Origin of the sequence: Arthrobacter ginkgonis (genome assembly GCF_039540195.1) — a bacterium.
GTDB classification, from domain to species: Bacteria; Actinomycetota; Actinomycetes; order Actinomycetales; family Micrococcaceae; genus Zafaria; species Zafaria ginkgonis.
This window is the reverse complement of record NZ_BAABEO010000023.1, coordinates 265,791-286,453: the sequence shown is the minus strand read 5'-3', so window position 1 is coordinate 286,453 and position 20,663 is coordinate 265,791. Positions and strand designations below refer to the sequence as shown.

At 71.9% G+C, this 20,663-nt stretch carries 19 protein-coding genes; 3 read left to right on the top strand and 16 right to left on the bottom strand.

Annotation, left to right across the window (positions count from 1 at the left end):
- Positions 1 to 14 precede the first annotated feature (14 nt).
- The 5 genes from ABD912_RS17495 to dapA all read right to left on the bottom strand — a co-directional run bounded on the left by ABD912_RS17495 (position 15) and on the right by dapA (position 6,989).
- Positions 15 to 584, bottom strand: coding sequence for a CinA family protein (locus ABD912_RS17495; protein WP_345152811.1), 570 nt, complete (start codon positions 582 to 584; stop codon positions 15 to 17).
- Positions 581 to 1,198, bottom strand: coding sequence for a CDP-diacylglycerol--glycerol-3-phosphate 3-phosphatidyltransferase (gene pgsA / locus ABD912_RS17490; RefSeq protein ID WP_345152912.1), 618 nt, complete (start codon positions 1,196 to 1,198; stop codon positions 581 to 583). The genes ABD912_RS17495 and pgsA overlap by 4 nt, the downstream gene beginning before the upstream one ends.
- A 42-nt stretch (positions 1,199 to 1,240) precedes the next feature.
- On the bottom strand, positions 1,241 to 4,156 hold the full coding sequence (locus tag ABD912_RS17485) for an FtsK/SpoIIIE family DNA translocase (RefSeq protein ID WP_345152808.1): 2,916 nt from the start codon (positions 4,154 to 4,156) through the stop codon (positions 1,241 to 1,243).
- 196 nt (positions 4,157 to 4,352) lie between these two features.
- The gene (locus ABD912_RS17480; protein ID WP_345152806.1) at positions 4,353 to 6,056 is read right to left on the bottom strand and encodes a ribonuclease J; all 1,704 of its coding nucleotides are present in this window, start codon (positions 6,054 to 6,056) and stop codon (positions 4,353 to 4,355) included.
- A gap of 15 nt (positions 6,057 to 6,071) precedes the next feature.
- Positions 6,072 to 6,989, bottom strand: coding sequence for a 4-hydroxy-tetrahydrodipicolinate synthase (gene dapA, locus ABD912_RS17475; protein WP_345152805.1), 918 nt, complete (start codon positions 6,987 to 6,989; stop codon positions 6,072 to 6,074).
- 103 nt (positions 6,990 to 7,092) lie between these two features.
- Between dapA and ABD912_RS17470 the strand changes: the two genes are divergently transcribed.
- On the top strand, positions 7,093 to 8,337 hold the full coding sequence (locus ABD912_RS17470; RefSeq protein WP_345152804.1) for a heparan-alpha-glucosaminide N-acetyltransferase domain-containing protein: 1,245 nt from the start codon (positions 7,093 to 7,095) through the stop codon (positions 8,335 to 8,337).
- Positions 8,338 to 8,428: 91 nt separating this feature from the next.
- Here the strand turns inward: ABD912_RS17470 and ABD912_RS17465 are convergent, their stop codons facing one another.
- The 6 genes from ABD912_RS17465 to ABD912_RS17440 form a co-directional block, all read right to left on the bottom strand.
- The gene (locus ABD912_RS17465; RefSeq protein WP_345152803.1) at positions 8,429 to 8,884 is read right to left on the bottom strand and encodes a hypothetical protein; all 456 of its coding nucleotides are present in this window, start codon (positions 8,882 to 8,884) and stop codon (positions 8,429 to 8,431) included.
- A gap of 4 nt (positions 8,885 to 8,888) precedes the next feature.
- A complete protein-coding gene (gene dapB, locus ABD912_RS17460; RefSeq protein WP_345152801.1) occupies positions 8,889 to 9,647 on the bottom strand; it encodes a 4-hydroxy-tetrahydrodipicolinate reductase in 759 nt (252 codons plus the stop codon).
- Positions 9,648 to 9,678: 31 nt separating this feature from the next.
- A complete protein-coding gene (locus ABD912_RS17455; protein WP_345152798.1) occupies positions 9,679 to 10,131 on the bottom strand; it encodes a molybdenum cofactor biosynthesis protein MoaE in 453 nt (150 codons plus the stop codon).
- Positions 10,121 to 10,621: a MogA/MoaB family molybdenum cofactor biosynthesis protein gene (locus ABD912_RS17450; protein ID WP_345152796.1), complete on the bottom strand. Its 501-nt coding sequence runs from the start codon at positions 10,619 to 10,621 to the stop codon at positions 10,121 to 10,123. The genes ABD912_RS17455 and ABD912_RS17450 overlap by 11 nt, the downstream gene beginning before the upstream one ends.
- Positions 10,618 to 11,103, bottom strand: a complete 486-nt coding sequence (moaC, locus tag ABD912_RS17445) for a cyclic pyranopterin monophosphate synthase MoaC (protein WP_345152910.1) — start codon at positions 11,101 to 11,103, stop codon at positions 10,618 to 10,620. Before moaC ends, ABD912_RS17450 begins: the two co-directional genes overlap by 4 nt.
- A 104-nt stretch (positions 11,104 to 11,207) precedes the next feature.
- Positions 11,208 to 12,506, bottom strand: coding sequence for a molybdopterin molybdotransferase MoeA (locus ABD912_RS17440; RefSeq protein ID WP_345152794.1), 1,299 nt, complete (start codon positions 12,504 to 12,506; stop codon positions 11,208 to 11,210).
- Positions 12,507 to 12,904: 398 nt separating this feature from the next.
- On the opposite strand from ABD912_RS17440, the gene moaA reads away from it, so the two are divergent.
- Entirely contained in the window at positions 12,905 to 14,095 is a 1,191-nt protein-coding gene (moaA, locus tag ABD912_RS17435; protein ID WP_345152792.1) for a GTP 3',8-cyclase MoaA, read from the top strand.
- Between the two features lie 10 nt (positions 14,096 to 14,105).
- Positions 14,106 to 14,420 (top strand): MoaD/ThiS family protein, encoded by a 315-nt coding sequence (locus ABD912_RS17430; RefSeq protein ID WP_345152790.1) that lies wholly within the window; start codon positions 14,106 to 14,108, stop codon positions 14,418 to 14,420.
- A 78-nt stretch (positions 14,421 to 14,498) separates the two neighbouring features.
- On the opposite strand, the gene ABD912_RS17425 is transcribed toward ABD912_RS17430, so the two are convergent.
- From ABD912_RS17425 to ABD912_RS17405, 5 genes are all read right to left on the bottom strand, one after another.
- Complete coding sequence (locus ABD912_RS17425) at positions 14,499 to 15,857, bottom strand: M16 family metallopeptidase (RefSeq protein WP_345152788.1); 1,359 nt, start codon at positions 15,855 to 15,857, stop codon at positions 14,499 to 14,501.
- 64 nt (positions 15,858 to 15,921) lie between these two features.
- Complete coding sequence (locus ABD912_RS17420; protein ID WP_345152787.1) at positions 15,922 to 18,150, bottom strand: polyribonucleotide nucleotidyltransferase; 2,229 nt, start codon at positions 18,148 to 18,150, stop codon at positions 15,922 to 15,924.
- A 286-nt stretch (positions 18,151 to 18,436) separates the two neighbouring features.
- A complete protein-coding gene (gene rpsO, locus ABD912_RS17415) occupies positions 18,437 to 18,706 on the bottom strand; it encodes a 30S ribosomal protein S15 (RefSeq protein WP_345152785.1) in 270 nt (89 codons plus the stop codon).
- Positions 18,707 to 18,845: 139 nt separating this feature from the next.
- Positions 18,846 to 19,664, bottom strand: coding sequence for a class I SAM-dependent methyltransferase (locus ABD912_RS17410; protein WP_425548097.1), 819 nt, complete (start codon positions 19,662 to 19,664; stop codon positions 18,846 to 18,848).
- Positions 19,657 to 20,604: a bifunctional riboflavin kinase/FAD synthetase gene (locus tag ABD912_RS17405; protein ID WP_345152783.1), complete on the bottom strand. Its 948-nt coding sequence runs from the start codon at positions 20,602 to 20,604 to the stop codon at positions 19,657 to 19,659. Before ABD912_RS17405 ends, ABD912_RS17410 begins: the two co-directional genes overlap by 8 nt.
- Positions 20,605 to 20,663: the final 59 nt, after the last annotated feature.

Here is a 20,663-nt window from a genome sequence, read left to right as displayed (position 1 = left end):
CACAGGCGCACCCCCTACGCGGCCGGCCCCACCAGTTCCAGGAGCAGCTCCAGCGCGGCCTCGCGCGATGCGGCGCGGATCCGCATCCGGTCCCCGTCCAGCCTCAGTTCACGCGCACCGCTTCCCTCCGGTCCGGCCCAGCCGAGGAACACGGTGCCCACCGGCTTGCCGTCGTGGTCGGCCGGTCCGGCCACCCCGGTGGTGGAAACGGCCAGGTCCGCCCCGCAGGCCCGCCGTGCCCCCAGGGCCATCTGCCGGGCGACCTCCGGGTCCACCGACCCCACGCTTTCGAGCAGCCCGGCATCGACGCCGAGCACCCCGGTCTTGACCTGGTTGTGGTAGGCCACCACTCCCCCGCGCAGCGCCGCCGAGGCGCCCGGTATGTCCGCGATCGCCGCGGCGACCTGGCCCGCGGTAAGCGATTCGGCGGTGGCCAGGGTGAGCGAGCGGGCGACGGCGGCGGCCACCAGCAGCCCCGCCACCTCACTGGTTGGTACGTCACTGGTTGACGCGTCACTGCCGGGCGAGATGGCGGGCGGCGGGCCGGCGGGAGCCCCGCCGTCGGGTGCTCCGGAAACGCTCATGTCCGGCCGGACCTCCGGGCCGAGGCGCGCAGGCGCAGGGCCGCGAGCACGTAGTCGACGCCGGTGTAGACGGTGACCGCCACGGCGGCCAGCATGACCACCAGGGCGACGGTGCCCACCCACGGGACCGTCTGGGACCACGGGAGCAGGTAGAGGAAGATCGCGGCGGACTGCAGCACGGTCTTCAGCTTCCCGCCCGGGGAGGCCGCGATGACCCCGTACTTGATCACCGCGAAACGGAGCACGGTGATGCCCAGTTCGCGCACCAGGATCACCACCGTCACCCACCACGGCAGCTCGCCCAGCCAGGACAGCAGGACCAGGCCGGCCCCCATGAGCAGCTTGTCGGCGATGGGGTCGGCGATCTTGCCGAAATTGGTGACCAGCCCGCGGCTGCGGGCCAGGTCCCCGTCCAGCTTGTCGGTGTAGACCGCGGCGGCGAACACCACCACGGCGAGCCAGCGCCACAGCCCGTACTGCTGCTGGTCGGCGAGCAGGAACCAGACGAAGAAGGGCACCATCACGATGCGCAGGATGGTCAGGACGTTGGCGATGTTCAGCGTGGGAACGGGTTCGGCAGGGCCGCGGCCGGAAGATGCCGGGTCGGAGGGGATCGGGTCGGAAGGGCTGTCCAGCGGGTCGGTCACGTCCTCAGGCTACCGTCCGGTCAGGTTCCATGCGTCCTCGGAGCCCTCGCCGTCCCCGTCGTCGCCGTCGTGGTAGTCGATGGCCTGGGTCCGGTTCTCCAGGTCCTCGGCCACCAGGTCGACGCCGAAGTGGTTGGCGTTGGCGTTCTCCGCCAGGGCCGCCTCCAGCGGGGCGGCCTCCGCGGCCGACGCCGGCGCCTCCTCCCCGCGCATGGTCGCCAGGACGGCCGGGAGGTCGTCCGGCTTGACCAGCACGTCGCGGGCCTTGGAGCCCTCGGAGGGGCCCACGACCCCGCGGGATTCGAGCAGGTCCATCAGGCGCCCGGCCTTGGCGAAGCCGACGCGCAGCTTGCGCTGGAGCATCGAGGTCGAGCCGAACTGCGTGGTGACCACCAGCTCGGTGGCCTGCAGCAGCAGCTCGAGGTCGTCTCCGATGTCGTCGTCGATCTGCTTCTTCGGCGCCTCCACCTCGACGAGGTCCTCGCGGTAGACGGCCTGCAGCTGGCCCTTGACGTGCTCGACGACGCGGTGGATCTCCGACTCGGTGACCCAGGCGCCCTGCACGCGCATCGGCTTGGACACGCCCATGGGCAGGAACAGGGCGTCGCCCTGGCCCAGCAGCTTCTCCGCGCCCGGCTGGTCGAGCACGACGCGGGAGTCGGTGACGGAGCTGGTGGCGAACGCCATGCGGGAGGGCACGTTGGCCTTGATCAGGCCGGTGACCACGTCCACGGACGGGCGCTGGGTGGCCAGCACCAGGTGGATGCCGGCGGCGCGGGCCAGCTGGGTGATGCGCACGATCGAGTCTTCGACGTCGCGCGGGGCGACCATCATCAGGTCGGCGAGCTCGTCGACGATGACCAGCAGGTAGGGGTAGGGCTTCATGACCCGCTTGGAGCCCTCGGGCGGAACCACCTTGCCGTTGCGGATCGCCTTGTTGAAGTCGTCGATGTGCTTGAAGCCGAAGTTCGCCAGGTCGTCGTAGCGGGTGTCCATTTCGCGGACCACCCACTGCAGCGCCTCGGCGGCCTTCTTCGGGTTGGTGATGATCGGGGTGATCAGGTGCGGCACGCCTTCATAGGCGGTCAGTTCCACGCGCTTGGGGTCCACCATGACCATGCGGACCTCGTCCGGGGTGGAGCGCATGAGGATCGAGACGATCATCGAGTTCACGAAGGAGGACTTGCCCGCGCCGGTGGCGCCGGCGACGAGCATGTGCGGCATCTTGGCCAGGTTCGCCACCACGAAGCCGCCCTCGACGTCCTTGCCGACGCCCATGACCATCGGATGCTCGGTCTTGCGGGCGGCGTTGGAGCGCAGCACGTCGCCCAAGGCGACCACTTCCTTGTCCGCGTTGGGGATCTCGATGCCGATGGCGCTCTTGCCCGGGATGGGGCTGAGGATGCGCACGTCGGAGGAGGCCACCGCGTAGGAGATGTTCTTGCTCAACGCGGTGACGCGTTCGACCTTCGTGCCCGGGGACAGTTCGATCTCGTACCGGGTGACGGTCGGGCCGCGGCTGAAGCCGGTGACCTGGGCGTCCACGTTGAACTGCTGGAGGGTGTCCGTCAGCGCCTCGACGACGGCGTCGTTGGCCTCGGAGCGTTCCTTCGCCGGCGGGCCGGCCGGCAGGAACTCGGAGGGCGGCAGGGTGTAGGTGACGTCCCCGGAGAGCTGCAGCTGCTCGGTGCGCTGCGGGATCGGCGGCAGCGGGGCCGGGGCCGGCTTCGCCACGACGGATCCGGCGGATCCGGCGGCGGCGTCCAGCCCGGCGGCGGAGACCGTGTCCAGCGCCTCGGTGGCCGGTTCCGCGGCCTCGGCCAGCCCGACGCGCTCGCGCACCTGCTGGAGGGCCTTCTCCGAGGCGGTGGGGCGGCGCACCCCCGGCGGCACGGCCGGTTCCGCCGGTTCGGGGTCGGCGTAGTGCTCCACGGACTCGTCGCCGTCGTAGGCCTCGAGTCCGTCGCGGATGACGGCGCGGTCGTAGGCCTCGGTGTCCGCGTAGCCGGCGGCCGCGGCGTCGGCGGTGATCTCCTCGGGGCGGTCCTTGCCGAAGAGGCGGCCGCGCTTCTTCCGGGCCTTGGGCTCGGGGTCAACGCGTTCGTAGAGGTAGCTCTGGTCGTGCCCGTCCGCCCGTTCCCCGCGCGGCGCGGACTCCCGCGCGCCATCGGCCGGCTGGCCCATGAGGCGCTCGTAGCCCTCGCGCAGGCGGAGGGGGATGTGCCGGAAGGGGGTGGCGGTCATGATCATCAGGCTCAGGAACACCATGAGCACCATGAGCACCATGGTGCCCCAGCGGCTGATCAGCGCCGAAAGCGGGTTGGCCACCAGGAAGCCGACGATGCCGCCGCCGGCCCACAGCTCGTCGAACGGGTCCGCCAACGTGGGCAGGCCGGCCACCACCTGGGCGACACCCGACCCGGCCACGGTTCCCAGCGCCAGGCCGATCCCGATCCGGTTGTTGGCCCGGTAGTCCTCCGGGTAGCGGAAGAGCCGGAACGCACCGACCACCAGGACGGCCGGAAGCACCACGGCCATGAAACCCACGGTGCCGCCGAAGACGGCGTGGATGAACGTGCCGAACCAGCCCTGGCCGCGCAGGCCCCACCATTCGACGCTGGCCACGGCCGCGGCCACCAGGACCAGGAACAGGCCGGTGCCGTCGCGGCGGACGTCGTGGTCCGGATGGACGTCGTTGCCGAGCTTGCGGAACGCCCCGGCCACGACGCGGGCCGTGCCCATCCAGGCGCTGCGCAGGGCGCGCAGGGGTGCGGGGAGGTCCGGGGGGAAGGCCTGTGCGGACTGCCGGGTGCGGGTGCCTCCGGAGCGCGCAGCGGTGCCGGTGGACTTGCTGCGCGATCCTGCGGAACCGGCCGCCTTGCCGTTTGCGGGCTTCGACCGGCCGGTGGTAGTACGGGTCGCCATACCCGCTACGCTACCGGAAAAGAGGTCCGGAACCGGAGACCGCCGCCCTGTGAGGAAGGGCTCGGGCGGGCGGCGGCCGCCGGGGGTTACGACGACGGCGGCCGCCGCGCCTTCCGCGCGGAAGGTGCGGAAGCCGCCGTCGTGCCGTGTCGCGGGCCCCGGGCGGGCTCGCCGCCGGCCGCCAGGCCTTGGGTTTCTAGGCTTCCAGGACGACCGGGACGATCATCGGGCGCCGGCGCAGCTTGCGGCTGACCCACGAACCGATCACGCGGCGCACGATCTGCTGCAGCTGGTGCGTGGTGTGGTCCGGGTTGTTGCGCACCGCCTCCTCGAGGGCCGCGGCGATCTTCGGCTTGATGTCCTCGAAGACCTGCTGGTCCTCGGCCACGCCGCGGGCGTGGATGTCCGGGCCGGAGACGATCTGCCCGGTCTGGCGGTTGACCACGGAGATCACCGAGATGAAGCCCTCCTCGCCGAGGATGCGGCGGTCCTTGAGGTCCTCGTCGGTGATGTTGCCGACGCTGGAGCCGTCCACGTAGACGTAGCCGCAGTCGACCTGGCCGACCAGTTCGGCGACGCCGTCCCTGAGGTCCACCACCGAGCCGTCCTCGGTCAGCAGCACGTTCCGCGCCGGGATGCCCGTCTGGGTGGCCAGTCGCGCGTTCGCCAGCAGGTGCCGCGTCTCCCCGTGCACCGGCATGACGTTCTTGGGCCTGATGATGTTGTAGCAGTAGAGCAGTTCGCCGGCGGCCGCGTGCCCGGAGACGTGCACCTTCGCGTTGCCCTTGTGCACCACCTCCGCGCCCAGGCGCGTCAGGCCGTTGATGACGCGGAACACCGCGTTCTCGTTGCCCGGGATGAGCGAGGACGCCAGGATCACGGTGTCGCCGACGCCCACCTGGATGCGGTGGTCCCCGTTGGCCATGCGGGAGAGCGCGGCCATGGGCTCGCCCTGCGAACCGGTGGACATCAGGACCACCTTGCTGTCCGGCAGGTCGTCGATGTTCTTCAGGTCCACCAGGCTGTTCGGGGGCACAGTCAAATAGCCGAGCTTCGCGGCAATGGCCATGTTGCGCACCATCGAGCGCCCCACGAACGCGACCTGGCGCCCGTGCAGCGCGGCAGCGTCGAGCACCTGTTGGACGCGGTGCACGTGCGAGGAGAAGGAGGCCACGATGATGCGCTTCTCCGCCCTCCCGAAGAGGTTCTCCAGGACGGGGCCGATCTCCTTTTCCGCGGTGGTGAAGCCGGGGACGTCGGCGTTGGTGGAGTCCGGCATGAACAGGTCCACGCCCTCCTCCCCCAGCCGGGCGAAGGCCCGCAGGTCGGTGATGCGCCCGTCCAGCGGCAGCTGGTCCATCTTGAAGTCGCCGGTGTGCAGCACGGTGCCCGCGGCGGTGCGGATGAAGACCGCCAGCGCGTCCGGGATGGAGTGGTTCACGGCCACGAATTCGCACTCGAACGGGCCCAGCGCCTCCACCTGGCCCTCGGCGACGGTGAGCGTCAGGGGGCGGATGCGGTGTTCCTGCAGCTTCGCCTCGACCAGCGCCAGGGTCAGCTGGGAGCCGATCAGCGGGATGTCCTGCTTCAGCCGCAGCAGGTACGGGACCGCCCCGATGTGGTCCTCGTGGCCGTGCGTGAGGACCACGCCGACCACGTCGTCCAGGCGGTCCCGGATGTAGCCGAAGTCGGGCAGGATCAGGTCCACGCCCGGCTGGAACTCCTCCGGGAAGAGCACCCCGCAGTCCACGATCAGCAGCTTGCCGTCGATTTCGAAGACCGCCATGTTGCGGCCAACCTCTCCCAGTCCGCCCAGCGGCACGATGCGCAGGGTTCCCGGCTTCAGCTGCGGGGGCAGGTTCCGGGGCGCGTCGGTGAGTCCCGGGGAGGTTTCTGTCATGGGGTGGCTACCTTTCTAGAGGTCCCATCCGGCCTCACGCAGGTCGACGCGGATGGTTTCGAGTTCCGCTTCCGACGGCGCAACCAGCGGCAGCCGGACCACGGTGTTCGGCAGGACACCCTGCCAGTGAAGAACGTTCTTCGCCGAGACCGCACCCTGGATGTGGGTCATGAGGGCGCGCTGGATCGGGTCCAGTTCGAAGTGCAGGCGGCGGGCGGTCGCGAAGTCGCCGGCCAGGGCCGCGTCGACCAGCTGGCGGTACTGGGCGGTCGCCACGTGCGCGGTCACGGACACGACGCCGACGGCGCCGATGCTCATGAACGGCAGGGTCAGTCCGTCGTCGCCAGAGTAGACGTCAAGGTCCGTGTTCGCCAGGACCTTGGTGGTTTCGAGGAAGTCGCCCTTGGCGTCCTTCAGCGCGACGATGCGCGGGTGGTCGGCCAGGCGGATCAGCGTGTCGGTGGCGATCTCGATGCCGGCGCGGCCGGGGATGTCGTAGACCATGACCGGCAGGTCGGTGGAGTCGGCGATGGCCTCGACGTGCGCCTGGACGCCGGCCTGGCTGGGCTTGTTGTAGTACGGGGCGGTGACCAGCAGGCCGTCGACGCCGAGGTCGGCGGCGCGCCGGGAGAGGCTGATGGAGTGGCGGGTGTCGTTGGTCGTCGAGCCGGCCAGCACCTTCGCGCGGCCGCCCACGGCCTCCACGACGGCACGGAACATGCCGAGGTTTTCCTCGTCGGTCAGCGTGGAGGTCTCCCCGGTGGTGCCGGTGACCACCAGGCCGTCGCAGCCGTCGTCGACGAGCTTGGTCGCCAGCGCGGCGGCGGCGTCGTAGTCGACTTCGCCGTTGTCCCCGAAGGGGGTCACCATGGCGGTCAGCAGGGTCCCGAAGGTGTAGTCGGTCCGGGGCGCGCGAATGTCAGAAGCAGCCATGGCCCCAACGTTACACTTTCGCGGACGGGACCCGCGCCACGCGCGCTCTCAGCGCGGCGTCGTAGGCTGGCAACATGACGAAGAGCACGTTGCCGGGGCTCGCGTGAGCGCGCGCAGGCCCAGCCCCGCGCCCGCGCCCGCCCTCGCGGGCGGACATCGCCTCTCCGGGGTCGACGCCGCACGCGGGATCGCCCTGCTGGGCATGATGGCCACCCACATCCTCCCGCTCTCCCAGGCCCTGCCCGGCGGAGGCGGCGGGCCGACGTGGACGGCGCTGCTGTTCGCGGGCAAGGCCTCGGCGCTGTTCGCGGTGCTGGCCGGCGTCGGACTGGCCCTGCTCACCGGCGGGGCGCGACCGCAGCCGCCCGAACGCCTCCGCCGGAGCCGGCGCGGGATCGCCGTGCGCGCCCTGCTGGTGGCCGTGATCGGATTCGCCGCGGGCTCGCTGGACGCGGGCGTGGCCGTGATCCTGGTCCACTACGGCGTCCTGTTCCTGCTGGCGCTGCCGTTCCTGGGCCTGCCCGCGCGGCGGCTGGCGTGGTGGGCCGGCGGCTGGCTGCTGCTCTCCCCCGTGGCGCTGTTCCTGCTCCTGCCGGTGGTCCGGGCCTGGGTGGACCCGTCCGACGTCGGCGGCTCCCCCGCGTTCACCGACCTGGCCCAACCGGTGACGGTCCTGGCTGACCTGTTCGTGACCGGCTACTACCCGGTGGTTGCCTGGCTGGGGTTCCTGCTGGTGGGCCTGGCCGTGGGCCGCAGCGACCTGTCCCGGCCGCCGGTGGCGCTGGCCCTGCTGGCCGGCGGAACCGCGGTGGCCGCGGCGGCCCGCTGGGGTTCGGCCGAACTGCTCGCCGCCCCGGGCGCGAACGCCGCGCTGCGCGCCGCCACCGGGCTGAGCGCGCAAGGCCTGGACACCGCCCTGGCCACCGGCCAGAAGTTGGACGGGGCGCAGCAGAGCATCTGGTGGTTCGCGCTTTCCGCCCCGCACACCGGGTCCCCGCTGGACCTGCTCCACGTCGCCGGCACGGCGCTGGCGGTGCTCGGCGGCTGCCTGCTGGTCGCGGCCGCGCTGACGGCGACCCTGGGCCCGCTCGGCGACGCGCTGCTGTGGCCGGTGGCCGGGGCGGGCGCGGCCACCCTGACGCTCTACACCGGGCACCTGATGGCCCTGGACCTGCTCAGCGGGATGACCGCGGAGCTGCCCCGGCTGGCCGTGTACCTGGGGTTCGTGGTGGCCGCCCTGCTGGCCGGGATCGTGGTCAAGTGGTCGGGGGTGCGCGGCCCGCTGGAGGCCGCGGTGCACGCCGCCTCGGCGGCCGCGGCGGGCGGGCGCATCAGGGAACGGACCTGACCTTTCCGGAACGTAGCCTTTCCGGAACGTCGCTTTCCCGGAACGCGGCCGTCCGCCGGAGGTTCCCGCGGGATACCTCCGGCGGAAGGGCTCAGGCCTTCGCGTCCGCCGAGTCCAGGTAGAGGCCGATCGCCTGCTTCATGCTCTTGCGGGCGCGCGGGCGGTCGCCGGCGGCGTCGTAGGCCAGGGCGAGCCGGTGCATCGAACGCCAGCTGTCCGGGTTGGCCTCGGCCTCCTGGCGGTACTGCACGAAGTCCTCGTCCGCGGCGGCCTTGATGATGCGTCCGGACGGGGTGCGCGGCAGGGTGTCCTCCGGCAGCAGTCCCTCGGATTCGAGGATGCGCGCCATCTTCTGCGTGCGCGCCCCGAAGAGCACCTCGCGGATCAGGATCCAGACGCCGACCAGCGGCAGGACCAGCGCCGCCGCGCCGATGGCCTTGGCCATCGGCTCCGCCGCGTTCAGGAAGCGCATGGCGGAGCCGAAGGACGCCACCAGGTAGAAGGCGAACAGGGCCAGGATCGCCCCGACCCACAGTTTGGTCTTCACGTGGCTAGCGCCCCAGTTCCAGGTAGCCGTCGAGCCCGTAGGTCAGGCCCGGGCGGGAGGCGACGGTGCGCAGGCCCAACAGCACGCCGGGCATGAAGGAAGCGCGGTCGAAGGAGTCGTGGCGCAGGGTCAGCTGCTCGCCGGGCCCGCCCAGGAGCACCTCCTGGTGGGCGACCAGGCCGCGCAGGCGCACCGAGTGCACGCGCACGCCGTCGACGTCGGCGCCGCGGGCGCCCTCGAGGCAGGTCTCGGTCGCGTCCGGGCTGGCGGGCACGCCGGCCTCGGCGCGGGCGGCGGCGATCAGCTCGGCGGTGCGCACGGCGGTGCCGGAGGGGGCGTCCACCTTGTTGGGGTGGTGCAGCTCGATGATCTCGACGGACTCGAAGTACTTGGCCGCGGTGGCGGCGAACGCGCTGGCCAGCACGGACCCGAGCGCGAAGTTCGGGGCGATCAGCACGCCGGTGCCCGGCTGGCGCTCCAGCAGCGCGGAGAGGTCCGCCCGCCTGGCGTCCGTCCAGCCGGTGGTGCCGACGACGGCGTGTAGGCCGTGCTCGACGGCGAAGCGGACATTGGCCTCGGTGCTGTCCGGGACGGTCAGGTCGACCACGTGCGTGGCGCCGGCCTCCAGGATCTTCTCCAGCGGGTCGTGGCGGCCCAGGGCGGCGACGAGCTCCATGTCTGCGGCCGCGGAGACGGCCTCGACGGCCTCCGCGCCCATGCGTCCGGACGCGCCGAGGACGGCGACGGAAAGTGGTGGGGTCATGGGCACAAGCCTAGCCGTACTGCCGGCGCCGTCAGGCGCTGCCCACCCATTCGCTGCCGCCGTCGGTGAAGTGCTGCTCCTTCCACACCGGGACCCCGGCCTTGACGGCCTCCACCAGGTCGCGGCAGGCCTCGAACGCCTCGCCCCGGTGGGCGGAGGCGGCAGCGGCGACCAGCGCGGCGTCCCCGATCGCCAGGTCCCCGACGCGGTGCGCGGCCCACAGCCGGGTGCCGGGATGGCGGGCGGCGACCTCCGCGGCGAGCTCGGCCATCCGCCGTCCGGCGCTCGGGTGCGCGCTGTAGGCCAGCCGCGTCACCGAACGGCCGGCGTCGTGGTTGCGCACCATGCCGGCGAAGGTGACGACGGCGCCGGTCGCCTCGGTTTCCACCGCGTCCCAGGCGGTGGCCGCGTCGATCGGCTCCGTGCTCACGTCGGCGAAGACGACGGTGCCGGCCGCGCCGGCGGGTTGCTGATCAGTGAGCATGGCTGCCCTCCAACTGGTCGCAGATATGGCCGATGATCGGGTCCAGCACCCCCAGCGCCTCCATGACGCCGCGCGGGGAACCCGGAAGGTTGACGACGAAGGTCTGCCCGGCGGTGCCGGCGTGGCCGCGCGAGAGCGCCGCGTACGGCGTGGAAGCCCTCCCGGAGGCGCGGATGGCCTCCATGACCCCCGGCAGCTGGCGCTCCAGCAGCGGCAGCGTCATCTCGGGGGTGAGGTCGTCCTCGGACAGTCCCGTGCCGCCGCTGGTGAGGATGACGCGCGGCCGGGTGAGCAGCAGCGCGCGCAGCGTCGCGCCGACCGCTTCGCCGTCGGGGACGACGACGGAGGCGCCGGCCTCGAAGCCGTGCTCGAGCAGCCAGTCCCGGATGACCGGGGCGGTGCGGTCCTCGTAGACGCCGGTGGCGGCGCGCGTGGAGGCGATGAGGATGGCGGCCTTGCGCGGCTCGCCGGCGGGTTCGCAACCGCTCATGCGGTGGTCTCCTTCGGGGGGTTGTGCTCGGCGGCGGCGAGCGGGACGGGGGCGACCGACCAGTCCCCGCTCTTGCCGCCGGTCTTGGCCAGCACGCGCACGCTGCCGATCTCGGCGTGCTTGTCCACGGCCTTGGTCATGTCGTAGAGGGCCAGGGCGGCCACGGTGGCCGCGGTCAGCGCCTCCATCTCGACGCCGGTGACCCCGCGGGTCTTCACGGTGGCCAGGATGCGCACGGTGCCGGCCGCGGCGTCGGGCTCGAAGTCCACGGTCGCCTTAGCCAGCGGCAGCGGGTGGCACAGCGGGATCAGTTCCGGGGTCTTCTTGGCGGCCATGATTCCGGCGATGCGGGCCACGGCCAGCGCATCGCCCTTGGGGAGGGTGCCCTCGGCGAGCATGGCCACGACGTCGGGGCGGGTGGCCAGCACGGCCTCGGCCGTGGCCTCCCGGGAGGTTTCCGGCTTGGCGGAGACGTCCACCATGTGGGCGCTGCCGTCGGCGCGGACGTGGGTGAGGCCTGCGGCCGGTCCGCGGTTCTGTCCGCTGTCCGGGGCGGTTCCGTCCGGGGCGGTGTCCGGGGTCGGTGTCATTGGGGGTCTCCCATCGTGAGTACGGATACGTCGGTTCCGGCGTCCAGGTGGCCGGGGTCCGCGGGCAGCAGGGCCAGGGCGGTGGCCTGGGCCAGGGCGTGGAGCAGGTGCGATCCGGGGCCGCCCAACGGCAGGAAGCGTCCGTCCTCGAGGATTCCGCGCCGGACCTGCAGCTTGCCGGCGGGCTTGTCGAGGTCGACGGCGAGGGGCGCGCGGACCAGGGGGCGCGGGGCCGCGCCGAGCAGTTCGCACAGGACCGGGCGCAGGAACATCTCGAAGCTGACGAAGCTGCTGACCGGGTTCCCCGGGAAGGCCAGCAGCGGAACCGGGTCGGTGCCGGGCAGCGCGAGCAGGCCGGCACCCTGCGGGCCCCCGGGCTGCATGGCCACCGAGCCGAAGGCGATGCCGTGGTCGGCCAGGGCCTGGCGGACCACTTCATAGGCGCCCTGGCTGATGCCGCCGCTGGTCAGGACCAGGTCGATCCCGGCCGGGGCGGCAGCCAGGGCGTCGGCAAGCGCGGCCTCGAAGGCGGGGGCGTTGTCGGCGCAGATCCCGGCGGTCGTGGTATCCCAGCCGGCCTCGGCCAGGGAGGCGGTGAGCAGGGTGGTGTTGGCGTCGTGGATCTGTCCCGGAGCGAGTTCGGTGCCGGGAGCCGCAACCTCGTCGCCGGTGGAGAGCACCAGGGCGCGGGGACGGCGGCGCACCGCCAGGCGGTCCAGGCCCAGTGCGGCGGCCAGCCCCAGTTGGGCGGCCCGCAGCCGGGTGCCGCCGGACAGCGCCGTTTCCCCGGCCGGCAGGTCACTGCCGGCCGGACGCACGTAGGTCCCGGCGGTGAAGGATGCCGGCAGCATGACGGTGGTGCCGGTACGGTACGACTCTCCCCCTCCAACGAAGTCGGGGAACGCGGGCGGGTCGGCGGCCTCGATCGGCACCACGGTGTCCGCGCCGGCCGGGAGCATGGCCCCGGTCATGATCGGGGCCGCGTGGCCCGGCGGCAGCGGCGGGGCGGCGGCGCCGGCGGGGATGGGCGGTGCCACCGGCAGCGTGGCCACGGGCACCGGGCCCGCGGACAGGTCCGCCGCACGCACGGCGTACCCGTCCATCTGCGAGTTGGCGAAGGAGGGAAGCGGGCGCGGGGCGGCAAGGTCGTGGGCCAGGGTGCGGCCCAAGGCGGCCGGCAGCGGCACGGTTTCGGACCCGAGGGCGCCGGGCAGCCCCGCGAGCAGGGAGCGCACCGCCGCCTGGTGCTCGGCGACGGAGCGCCGGAAGGTGGCGGGCCGGACTTCGGGAAGCATGGGTCCCAGTCTAGGCGGCGAGGGACCCGCGCCGAGCGAAGCGAGGTGCGGGAGCCGCCTGGACGCTAGGCGGCGAGGGACGGGACCGCCGTTTGCATGCCCGTGCGTCGGATGCGGGCGACGCGTCACCATGCAGGCGACGCAAGGACATGCAGGCGGTGCCGAATACGATCGAAGGTCGCTGGCGCCCACTTTGCGGCAAACCGAGTCGTCGCTGACATCCAGAAAAGGTGCAGTCGCCGAACTCCGCATTTCAGCCATGGTTCCATCCTGAAATCCGCACCTGCGGTTCAAGAGCGCTTTCCGACACCGCCGCACCGCGTCGCACCGCCCCCGAGGTTGCACCGCGTGGCCTCCGCCACAGGCGGACCGAAGCGGTGTGGTCTACTCTCGATGGCATGGGTTCCGCAGAAACGACGCAGGGAAGCACCGCCACGGCGGTGTCCTTGGGCATGCCCGGGATCCCCGGGCGCCGGATCGATGCGCCCCAAATTGGCGGGGTCCAAATCGAAGAAACCCGGCTCCGCGGGCCCGGCTTCGCCCCCGATCCCGCGCGGCCGGCGGACCCGCGCCTGCTGGACCGCTTCGGCCGCACCGCCACCGACCTGCGCGTGTCCGTGATCGACAAGTGCAACCTGCGCTGCACCTACTGCATGCCCGCCGACGGCATGGCCTGGCTGCCCCAGAACCGGCTGCTGACCGCGGAGGAGATCCGCCGCCTGGTGGGCATCGCGGTCCGCGACCTCGGCGTGCGCGAGGTACGCCTCACCGGAGGCGAACCCCTGGTGCGCAAGGACCTGGCGGACATCGTCGCAGGCCTGCGCACGGACCACCCGGATCTGCCGCTGTCGCTGACCACCAACGCCGTCGGCCTCGCCGAGCGGGCCGCCGAGCTCGCCGCCGCGGGACTGACCCGCATCAACGTTTCCCTGGACACCCTCCGCGCCGACACCTTCGCCACCCTGGCCCGGCGCCCCTTCCTGGACCGCGCGCTCGCCGGGATCGAGGCCGCCGTGGCCGCCGGGCTGGCCCCGCTGAAGATCAACGCCGTCCTGCTGCGCGGTGTCAACGACGAACAGGCCCCCGAGCTGGTCAGCTGGGCCCTGGACCACGGACACGAGCTGCGTTTCATCGAGCAGATGCCGTTGGACGCGGACCACGGCTGGCGCCGGGAGAACCTGGTCGGCGCGGCCGAGACCCGGGCGCTGCTCTCCCGCGACTTCGTCCTCTCCCCAGACCCCCGGGCACGCAACGGCGCCCCCGCCGAACGGTTCCTGGTGGCCGCGAAGGCCCGCCCCGACGTCGTGCTCGGGACGGTGGGGATCATCGCCTCGGTGACCGAGCCGTTCTGCGGCGACTGCCGCCGCACCCGCCTCACCGCGGAGGGCCGCGTGATGTCCTGCCTGTTCTCCCGCGAGGAAACAGACCTGGCCGGCCCGCTGCGCTCGGGCGCCACCGACGCGGAGATCGCCGACCGGTGGCGGGGCGCCATGTGGGCCAAGCCGCGCGCCCACGGGATGGACCGCCCGGGGCTCGGCGACGCGGGATTTGTGCAACCGGAACGCACCATGAGCGCCATTGGAGGCTAGCTTGGGATCGATGACTGTCAGGTTCTTTGCCGCGGCCGCCGCCGCCGCCGGCACGCCCGAGCGGGTGGTTCCGCTCGCGGCCGTGCCCGCGGCCGACGGGTACGACGCCGGCACGCTGGGCGCGCTGGTCGCGTACCTGGGGTCGGCGCAGGGTTCCGCGGCGCCGACGGCATCCGCGGCGCCTGCGGCAATCACAGCGCCGTCGCTGGCGCGGGTGCTGGGCCGCTCCAGCTTCCTGCTCAACGAGGTGAACGTGCGCGACCGCACGCGCCCGCTGGCCGTCGGGGACACCGTGGACGTGCTGCCGCCCTTCGCCGGCGGCTGAGCGGGCCTTGCCAAAAGTGCATTAACGCGTGAGGGCCGCCCCGTTGGGGGCGGCCCTCACGCGTTGTTGCGGGTGCGGCTACATGCCGAAGTCGGACGGCTGGTCGAACGGTCCCACGACCGTGACGGTCCGCGGGCGGTCCGCCAGTTCGCGGGCCAGCGCCCGCACGTCCTCGCGCGTCACGGCCCTGACCCGGGCCAGGGACTCGTCGATGTCGTGGAAGACGCCGGTGACCAGTTCGGCGCGGCCCAGGCGGGACATGCGCGAGCCCGGGTCCTCGAGCGCGAGCACCGTTCCGCCGGAGAGCTGCCCGACCGCCTTCCGCAGCTCCTCCTCGGTGATGCCCTCGGTGGCGAGCTTCTCCAGCTCCTCCCCCAGCAGGCCGATGACCTGGCCGGTCTTGGCCGGCGAGCATCCGGCGTACATGCCGAAGTAGCCGGCGTCCGAATAGGCCGCGGAGAAGGAGTACGTGGAGTAGACCAGGCCCCGCTTCTCGCGGATCTCCTGGAACAGGCGCGAGGACATGCCCCCGCCGAGCACGGCGTTGAGCACGCTCATGGTGTGGCGGCGCTCGTCGTTGGCGACCAGCCCCGGGCAGCCCATGACGATGTTGGCCTGCTCCACCGGACGGCGGAACACGTCGACGGTGTGCTGGCCGCGGATTTCGGCCGGCTCCGTGGGGCGGCGCTCCGCGGGGCTGGCGCCTTCCTCCAGGTCCCAGCCGGACGCGGAGAGCGCGTCGAGCACGCGGCGGCAGACGTCGCCGTGCTCCAGCGAACCGGCGGCGGTGACCACCAGTTCGTCCGGGCGGTAGAACCGGCGGTAGTGGTCCCAGACGGATTCGCGCGGGACGGCCAGGATGGCCTCGGGGGTTCCCCCGATCGGACGGCCCAGCGGATGCTCGCCCAGGACGGCGGCCACGAACTTCTCGTGGGCCACATCCCCCGGATCGTCGTTGTCCATCGCGATCTCTTCGAGGATGACGTCGCGTTCCTGCTCCATCTCCTCCGGGTCGATCACCGCGGAGGTGACCATGTCCGCGATCACGTCGATGGCCAGCGGCAGGTCGGCGTCCAGGACGCGCGCGAAGTAGCAGGTGCTCTCCTTCGCGGTGGCCGCGTTGGACTCCCCGCCGACCTCGTCGAAGGCGGCGGCGATCTCCAGCGCCGTGCGGCGCTTGGTGCCCTTGAACAGCAGGTGCTCCAGGAAGTGGGTGGAGCCGTGTTGGCCGTCGGCTTCGTCGCGCGAGCCGACGCCCACCCAGAAGCCGATGGTTGCCGAGCGCTGGCCGGGCATCGCCTCGGTCAGCACCCGGACCCCGCCGGGGAGGACGGAGCGGCGCACCAGCGCCCCTCCGGCCTCCCCGTGCAGGATCGTGGGATCCCCATCCTCGATGGGAGCGTGAACGCCCGGCGCGGGCGTGTCACGCTCCCCCATCGGGGACGGAGCCATTCCAGAGCCGTGAAGCGGCAGAGGAACCATCACCATGTGGTTGGCTGGCCTACTCGGCCGCGTCCGCGGACTCGTCGTCGGCGACGACCGGGGCCAGGGACAGCTTTCCGCGGTCGTCGACCTTGGTGATCTCCACCTGGACCTTCTGGCCCACGGAGACGACGTCCTCGACGTCGTCAACGCGCTTGCCGCCGGCGAGCTTGCGCAGCTCGGAGATGTGCAGCAGGCCGTCCTTGCCCGGGGTCAGGGAGACGAAGGCGCCGAAGGTGGTCAGCTTCACGACCGTGCCCAGGTAGCGCTCGCCCACCTCGGGGACCTGCGGGTTGGCGATGGCGTTGATCGCGGCGCGGGCGGCCTCGGCCGACTCGCCGTTGGTCGCGCCGATCAGCACGGTGCCGTCGTCCTCGATGGAGATGTCCGCGCCGGTGTCCTCCTGGATCTGGTTGATCATCTTGCCCTTGGGGCCGATGACCTCGCCGATCTTGTCCACCGGGATCTTCACGGAGATGATGCGCGGAGCGAACTCGGACAGCTCGTCCGGGGTGTCGATCGCCGCGTTGATCACGGAGAGGATGTGCAGGCGGGCCTCGCGGGCCTGCTTCAGGGCGGCGGCCAGCACGGAGGCCGGGATGCCGTCGAGCTTGGTGTCCAGCTGGATCGCGGTCACGAACTCGGCGGTGCCGGCGACCTTGAAGTCCATGTCGCCGAACGCGTCCTCGGCGCCCAGGATGTCGGTCAGCGCCGCGTAGCGGGTCTGACCGTCGACCTGGTCGGAGACCAGGCCCATGGCGATGCCGGCGACCGGAGCCTTCAGCGGCACACCGGCGTTGAGCAGGGACAGCGTGGAGGCGCAGACCGAGCCCATCGAAGTGGAGCCGTTGGAGCCGAGGGCCTCGGAGACCTGGCGGATCGCGTACGGGAACTCCTCGCGGGACGGCAGCACCGGCACGAGCGCGCGCTCGGCGAGGGCGCCGTGGCCGATTTCGCGGCGCTTCGGGGAGCCGACGCGGCCGGTCTCGCCGGTGGAGTACGGCGGGAAGTTGTAGTTGTGCATGTAGCGCTTGCGCGTCACCGGGGACAGCGAGTCGATCTGCTGTTCCATCTTCAGCATGTTCAGCGTGGTGACACCCATGATCTGGGTCTCGCCGCGCTCGAAGATCGCGGAGCCGTGCACGCGCGGCAGGACCTCGACCTCGGCGGTGAGCTTGCGGATGTCGGTCAGGCCGCGGCCGTCGATGCGGACCTGGTCCTTGAGGATGCGCTGGCGCACGACCTGCTTGGTGAGGGACTGGAAGGCCTTGGAGACCTCGCCGTTGCGGCCCGCGAACTCCTTGCCTTCGCCGGCGAGGGTCTCGACGACCTCGGCCTTGTAGGCGTCGGCGGCGTTGTCGCGCTCCTGCTTGTCCGCGATCGCGAAGATCTCGGTCAGGCGGCCCGCGGCCAGGGACTCGACGGCGGCGAAGGAGTCGTCCTCGTAGTCCTTGAAGACCGGGAACTCGACGCTCGGCTTGGCGGCGCGGGCGGCCAGGTCGGCCTGCGCGTCGCACAGCACGCGGATGAACGGCTTGGCGGCCTCAAGGCCCTCGGCCACGACCTCTTCGGTCGGGGCGGTCGCGCCGCGCTCCTTGATGAGGTTCCAGGCGTTGTCGGTCGCCTCGGCCTCAACCATCATGATGGCGACGTCGTCGCCGGCGACGCGGCCGGCCACGACCATGCTGAACACGGCGTTCTCCAGCTGGGAGTGCTTCGGGAAGGCGACCCACTGGGCACCGTTGCCCTCGTCGATCAGGGCGACGCGGACGCCGCCGATCGGACCGGAGAAGGGCAGGCCGGAAAGCTGCGTGGACATGGAGGAAGCGTTGATGGCCACCACGTCGTAGAGGTCGTCCGGGTTGATGGACAGGATCGTCACGACGACCTGGACCTCGTTGCGCAGGCCCTTGACGAAGGCCGGGCGCAGCGGGCGGTCCATCAGGCGGCAGGCCAGGATGGCCTCGGTGGACGGACGGCCTTCGCGGCGGAAGAACGAGCCGGGGATGCGGCCCGCGGCGTACATGCGCTCCTCGACGTCGACCGTCAGCGGGAAGAAGTCGAAGCCTTCGCGCGGGTGCTTGCCGGCGGTGGTGGCCGAAAGCATCGAGGTGTCGTCGTCGATGTAGACCATCGCGGCGCCGGCGGCCTGCTGGGCAAGGCGGCCGGTCTCGAAGCGCACGACGCGCTTGCCGAAGCGGCCGTTGTCGATGACGGCCTCGGCGAACTGGATTTCGGGACCCTCCATTGAGAGTCACCTCCGTTTCTGTTTCTGCGGAGGCGGCCTGTACCCGGTTCCGGGTCGCCCGGATGTTGCACCCGGTCTTCGATCGAGGCCCACGGGTTTGTCCGGCGTTTGCCGTCCCGTAAGCCACTACCGAGGACCGCGAATGCCCGTGGCGCTGGCCGCTCCTGTGTGTGTTTTGTTGCTGTGGTGCGTGTTGCTGCGGCGGGGCTAAACGCTCCCCCACCAGACTAAAGGCGGCCCCGCCGGGCCCGGTTGAACCGGCCGGAGGAGCCGCCCTCGTGTCATGTTATCGACGCAGGCCGAGGCGCTCGATGAGCGAACGGTAGCGTTCGATGTCGGTGTCCTTGAGGTAACCGAGCATGCGGCGACGACGACCGACCAGGGCCATCAGGCCGCGGCGGGTGTGGTGGTCGTGCTTGTGGGTCTTCAGGTGCTCCGTCAGGTCCGAGATGCGACGGGACAGGACTGCGACCTGCACCTCCGGGGAACCGGTGTCGCCCTCGTGGGTGGCGTAGGCCTTAATGATTTCAGTCTTGACAGCGGCGTCCAGTGCCACAGGATCTCCTTGATTCGTACCGCGAACATTGAGCGTGCCGTTGCCGGCGCGGTGCCGCGCAACCGCGGACTGCAGCGGGCACCGTCATCAAGTCTAGCACCCGGCGCCGCGCCGGATGCCGCCGGGGGTCGGGCCGGGTTCAGGCCTTGGCGGCCCGCCAGGCGTGCGTGACGTAGGGCAGCGCGATCGGCTCCCCGGGCGCATGGCCGAGGTGCTCGTGCAGGTACCAGCGCAGGTTGGCCTCCACCTTGGCGCGGACCCCCGCGGTGGCGCGCAGGTAGTAGCTGCGCGACTTCGCCAGATCCACCAGCCCCTCCGGGGTGAGGGTGTCCTCCCAGGAGGTCTCGTGGGACTCCCACGGGGCGAACTCCGGCCCCAGCGGGGGGACGAACCCGGGCCGGTGCACGTCCCCGGCGTGCATGATGCGCGCCAGCCGGTGCACCCAGGGGACGGAAACGTCCAACTGGTTCCAGACCAGCGCCAGCGTTCCGCCGGGGCGCAGCAGGCGCGCCGCCTCGGTGCTGGCCGCGAGCGGATCCACCCAGTGCCAGGCCTGGGCGAAGACGACGACGTCGGCGCCCGCCTCCGGCAGGCCGGTCTCCTCCGCGGTGCCCTGGACGGCCGGCACGCCGGGAAGCCGGGCACGCAGCGCGGCCAGCATGTCCGCGGACGGGTCCACCGCCGTCGTGCGCAGGCCGCGGGCGACCAGCAGCCCGGTGAAGATGCCGGTGCCCGCGCCGACGTCGACCGCATCCGTCGCGCCGGCAGGGACCATGAAGTCCACGGCGTCCGCGGGGTAGCCGGGACGGACGGCGTCGTAGTGTTCGCCGCCGGATTCGAAGGCGGCGCCCAGCGCGCTCCGGTGCGCGGCCTCGAGCGCGAAGGCGCGCCCGGGCAGGTTGGGCACGACCGGATGGGGCACGGGCGCCAGCGGGTTTGGTTCCGCCGTGCTAGGCATGGGCGAGCACGGCGCGGGTCTTGTCGACGTCCTCGCGCATCTGCTCGATCAGGGCCTCGATGCCGCGGTAGGCGACCATCGGGCGAAGCCGGGCCACGAATTCCACCACGACCTGCTGGCCGTAGAGGTTGAAGTCCGCGACCCCCTCCTCGGGGCGGTCGATCACGTGGGCCTCGACCTGGCGGCTGACGCCCTCGAAGGTCGGGTTGGAGCCGACGGAGATGGCGGCGGGCCAGCGGGTCCCCGCCTGGTCGATCAGCCAGCCGGCGTAGACGCCGTCGGCAGGGATGATGCCGGCCGAGGCGGTGGCGAGGTTCGCGGTCGGGAAGCCGAGTTCGCGGCCGCGGGCGGCGCCGTGGACCACTTCCCCGCGCATGCGGTGCGGCCTGCCGAGGATCTCGTTGGCGTTGCGCACGTCGCCGTTGGTCAGTTCCTCGCGGATCCAGGTGGAGGAGCAGCGGCGGTCGTCGCCGAAGTCGTCGACCGCGATGACGTCGAACCCGTAGGTGTCCCCCAGTTCGCGCATGGTGTCGAAGTCCCCGCCGTTGCCCTTGCCGAAGCGGACGTCATGGCCGATCACCACGGCCTTGGCTCCGAGGGGCTCGACGATGTACTTGCGCACGAACTCCTCGGCGGTGTGCTCGGCGAACCCCAGCGTGTACTCCACCATCAGCAGCGCGTCGATGCCGGCCTCGGCGAGCAGTTCGACGCGGTCCTCCAGGCCCATGATCAGCGGCGGGGCATCCGCGGGGTGGTGCACCTGCGAGGGATGCGGGTCGAAGGAGATCGCCACGCTGGAACATCCGCGCTCGCGTCCGGCCTCCACGAGGCGGCGCAGCACCTCCTGGTGCCCGCGATGGACGCCGTCGAAATTCCCGATGGTGACGACCGACGGTCCGTAGCCGGCCGGGACGGCATCCAGGCCTTTCCAGTAATGCACGGTGCTCCTTCACGGGGTCTCGACGGGCGTATCGGGCGGACGCCTGTTCCATTATGGAC

Coding starts and splice junctions, on each gene's coding strand:
- ABD912_RS17495 (WP_345152811.1), bottom strand. CDS start 584: ATGAGCGTTTCCGGAGCACCCGACGGCGGGGCTCCCGCCGGCCCGCCG.
- ABD912_RS17485 (WP_345152808.1), bottom strand. CDS start 4,156: ATGGCGACCCGTACTACCACCGGCCGGTCGAAGCCCGCAAACGGCAAG.
- ABD912_RS17480 (WP_345152806.1), bottom strand. CDS start 6,056: ATGACAGAAACCTCCCCGGGACTCACCGACGCGCCCCGGAACCTGCCC.
- dapA (WP_345152805.1), bottom strand. CDS start 6,989: ATGGCTGCTTCTGACATTCGCGCGCCCCGGACCGACTACACCTTCGGG.
- dapB (WP_345152801.1), bottom strand. CDS start 9,647: ATGACCCCACCACTTTCCGTCGCCGTCCTCGGCGCGTCCGGACGCATG.
- ABD912_RS17455 (WP_345152798.1), bottom strand. CDS start 10,131: ATGCTCACTGATCAGCAACCCGCCGGCGCGGCCGGCACCGTCGTCTTC.
- ABD912_RS17450 (WP_345152796.1), bottom strand. CDS start 10,621: ATGAGCGGTTGCGAACCCGCCGGCGAGCCGCGCAAGGCCGCCATCCTC.
- moaC (WP_345152910.1), bottom strand. CDS start 11,103: ATGGTGGACGTCTCCGCCAAGCCGGAAACCTCCCGGGAGGCCACGGCC.
- ABD912_RS17440 (WP_345152794.1), bottom strand. CDS start 12,506: ATGCTTCCCGAAGTCCGGCCCGCCACCTTCCGGCGCTCCGTCGCCGAG.
- moaA (WP_345152792.1), top strand. CDS start 12,905: ATGGGTTCCGCAGAAACGACGCAGGGAAGCACCGCCACGGCGGTGTCC.
- ABD912_RS17430 (WP_345152790.1), top strand. CDS start 14,106: ATGACTGTCAGGTTCTTTGCCGCGGCCGCCGCCGCCGCCGGCACGCCC.
- ABD912_RS17425 (WP_345152788.1), bottom strand. CDS start 15,857: ATGGGGGAGCGTGACACGCCCGCGCCGGGCGTTCACGCTCCCATCGAG.
- ABD912_RS17420 (WP_345152787.1), bottom strand. CDS start 18,150: ATGGAGGGTCCCGAAATCCAGTTCGCCGAGGCCGTCATCGACAACGGC.
- ABD912_RS17410 (WP_425548097.1), bottom strand. CDS start 19,664: ATGCCTAGCACGGCGGAACCAAACCCGCTGGCGCCCGTGCCCCATCCG.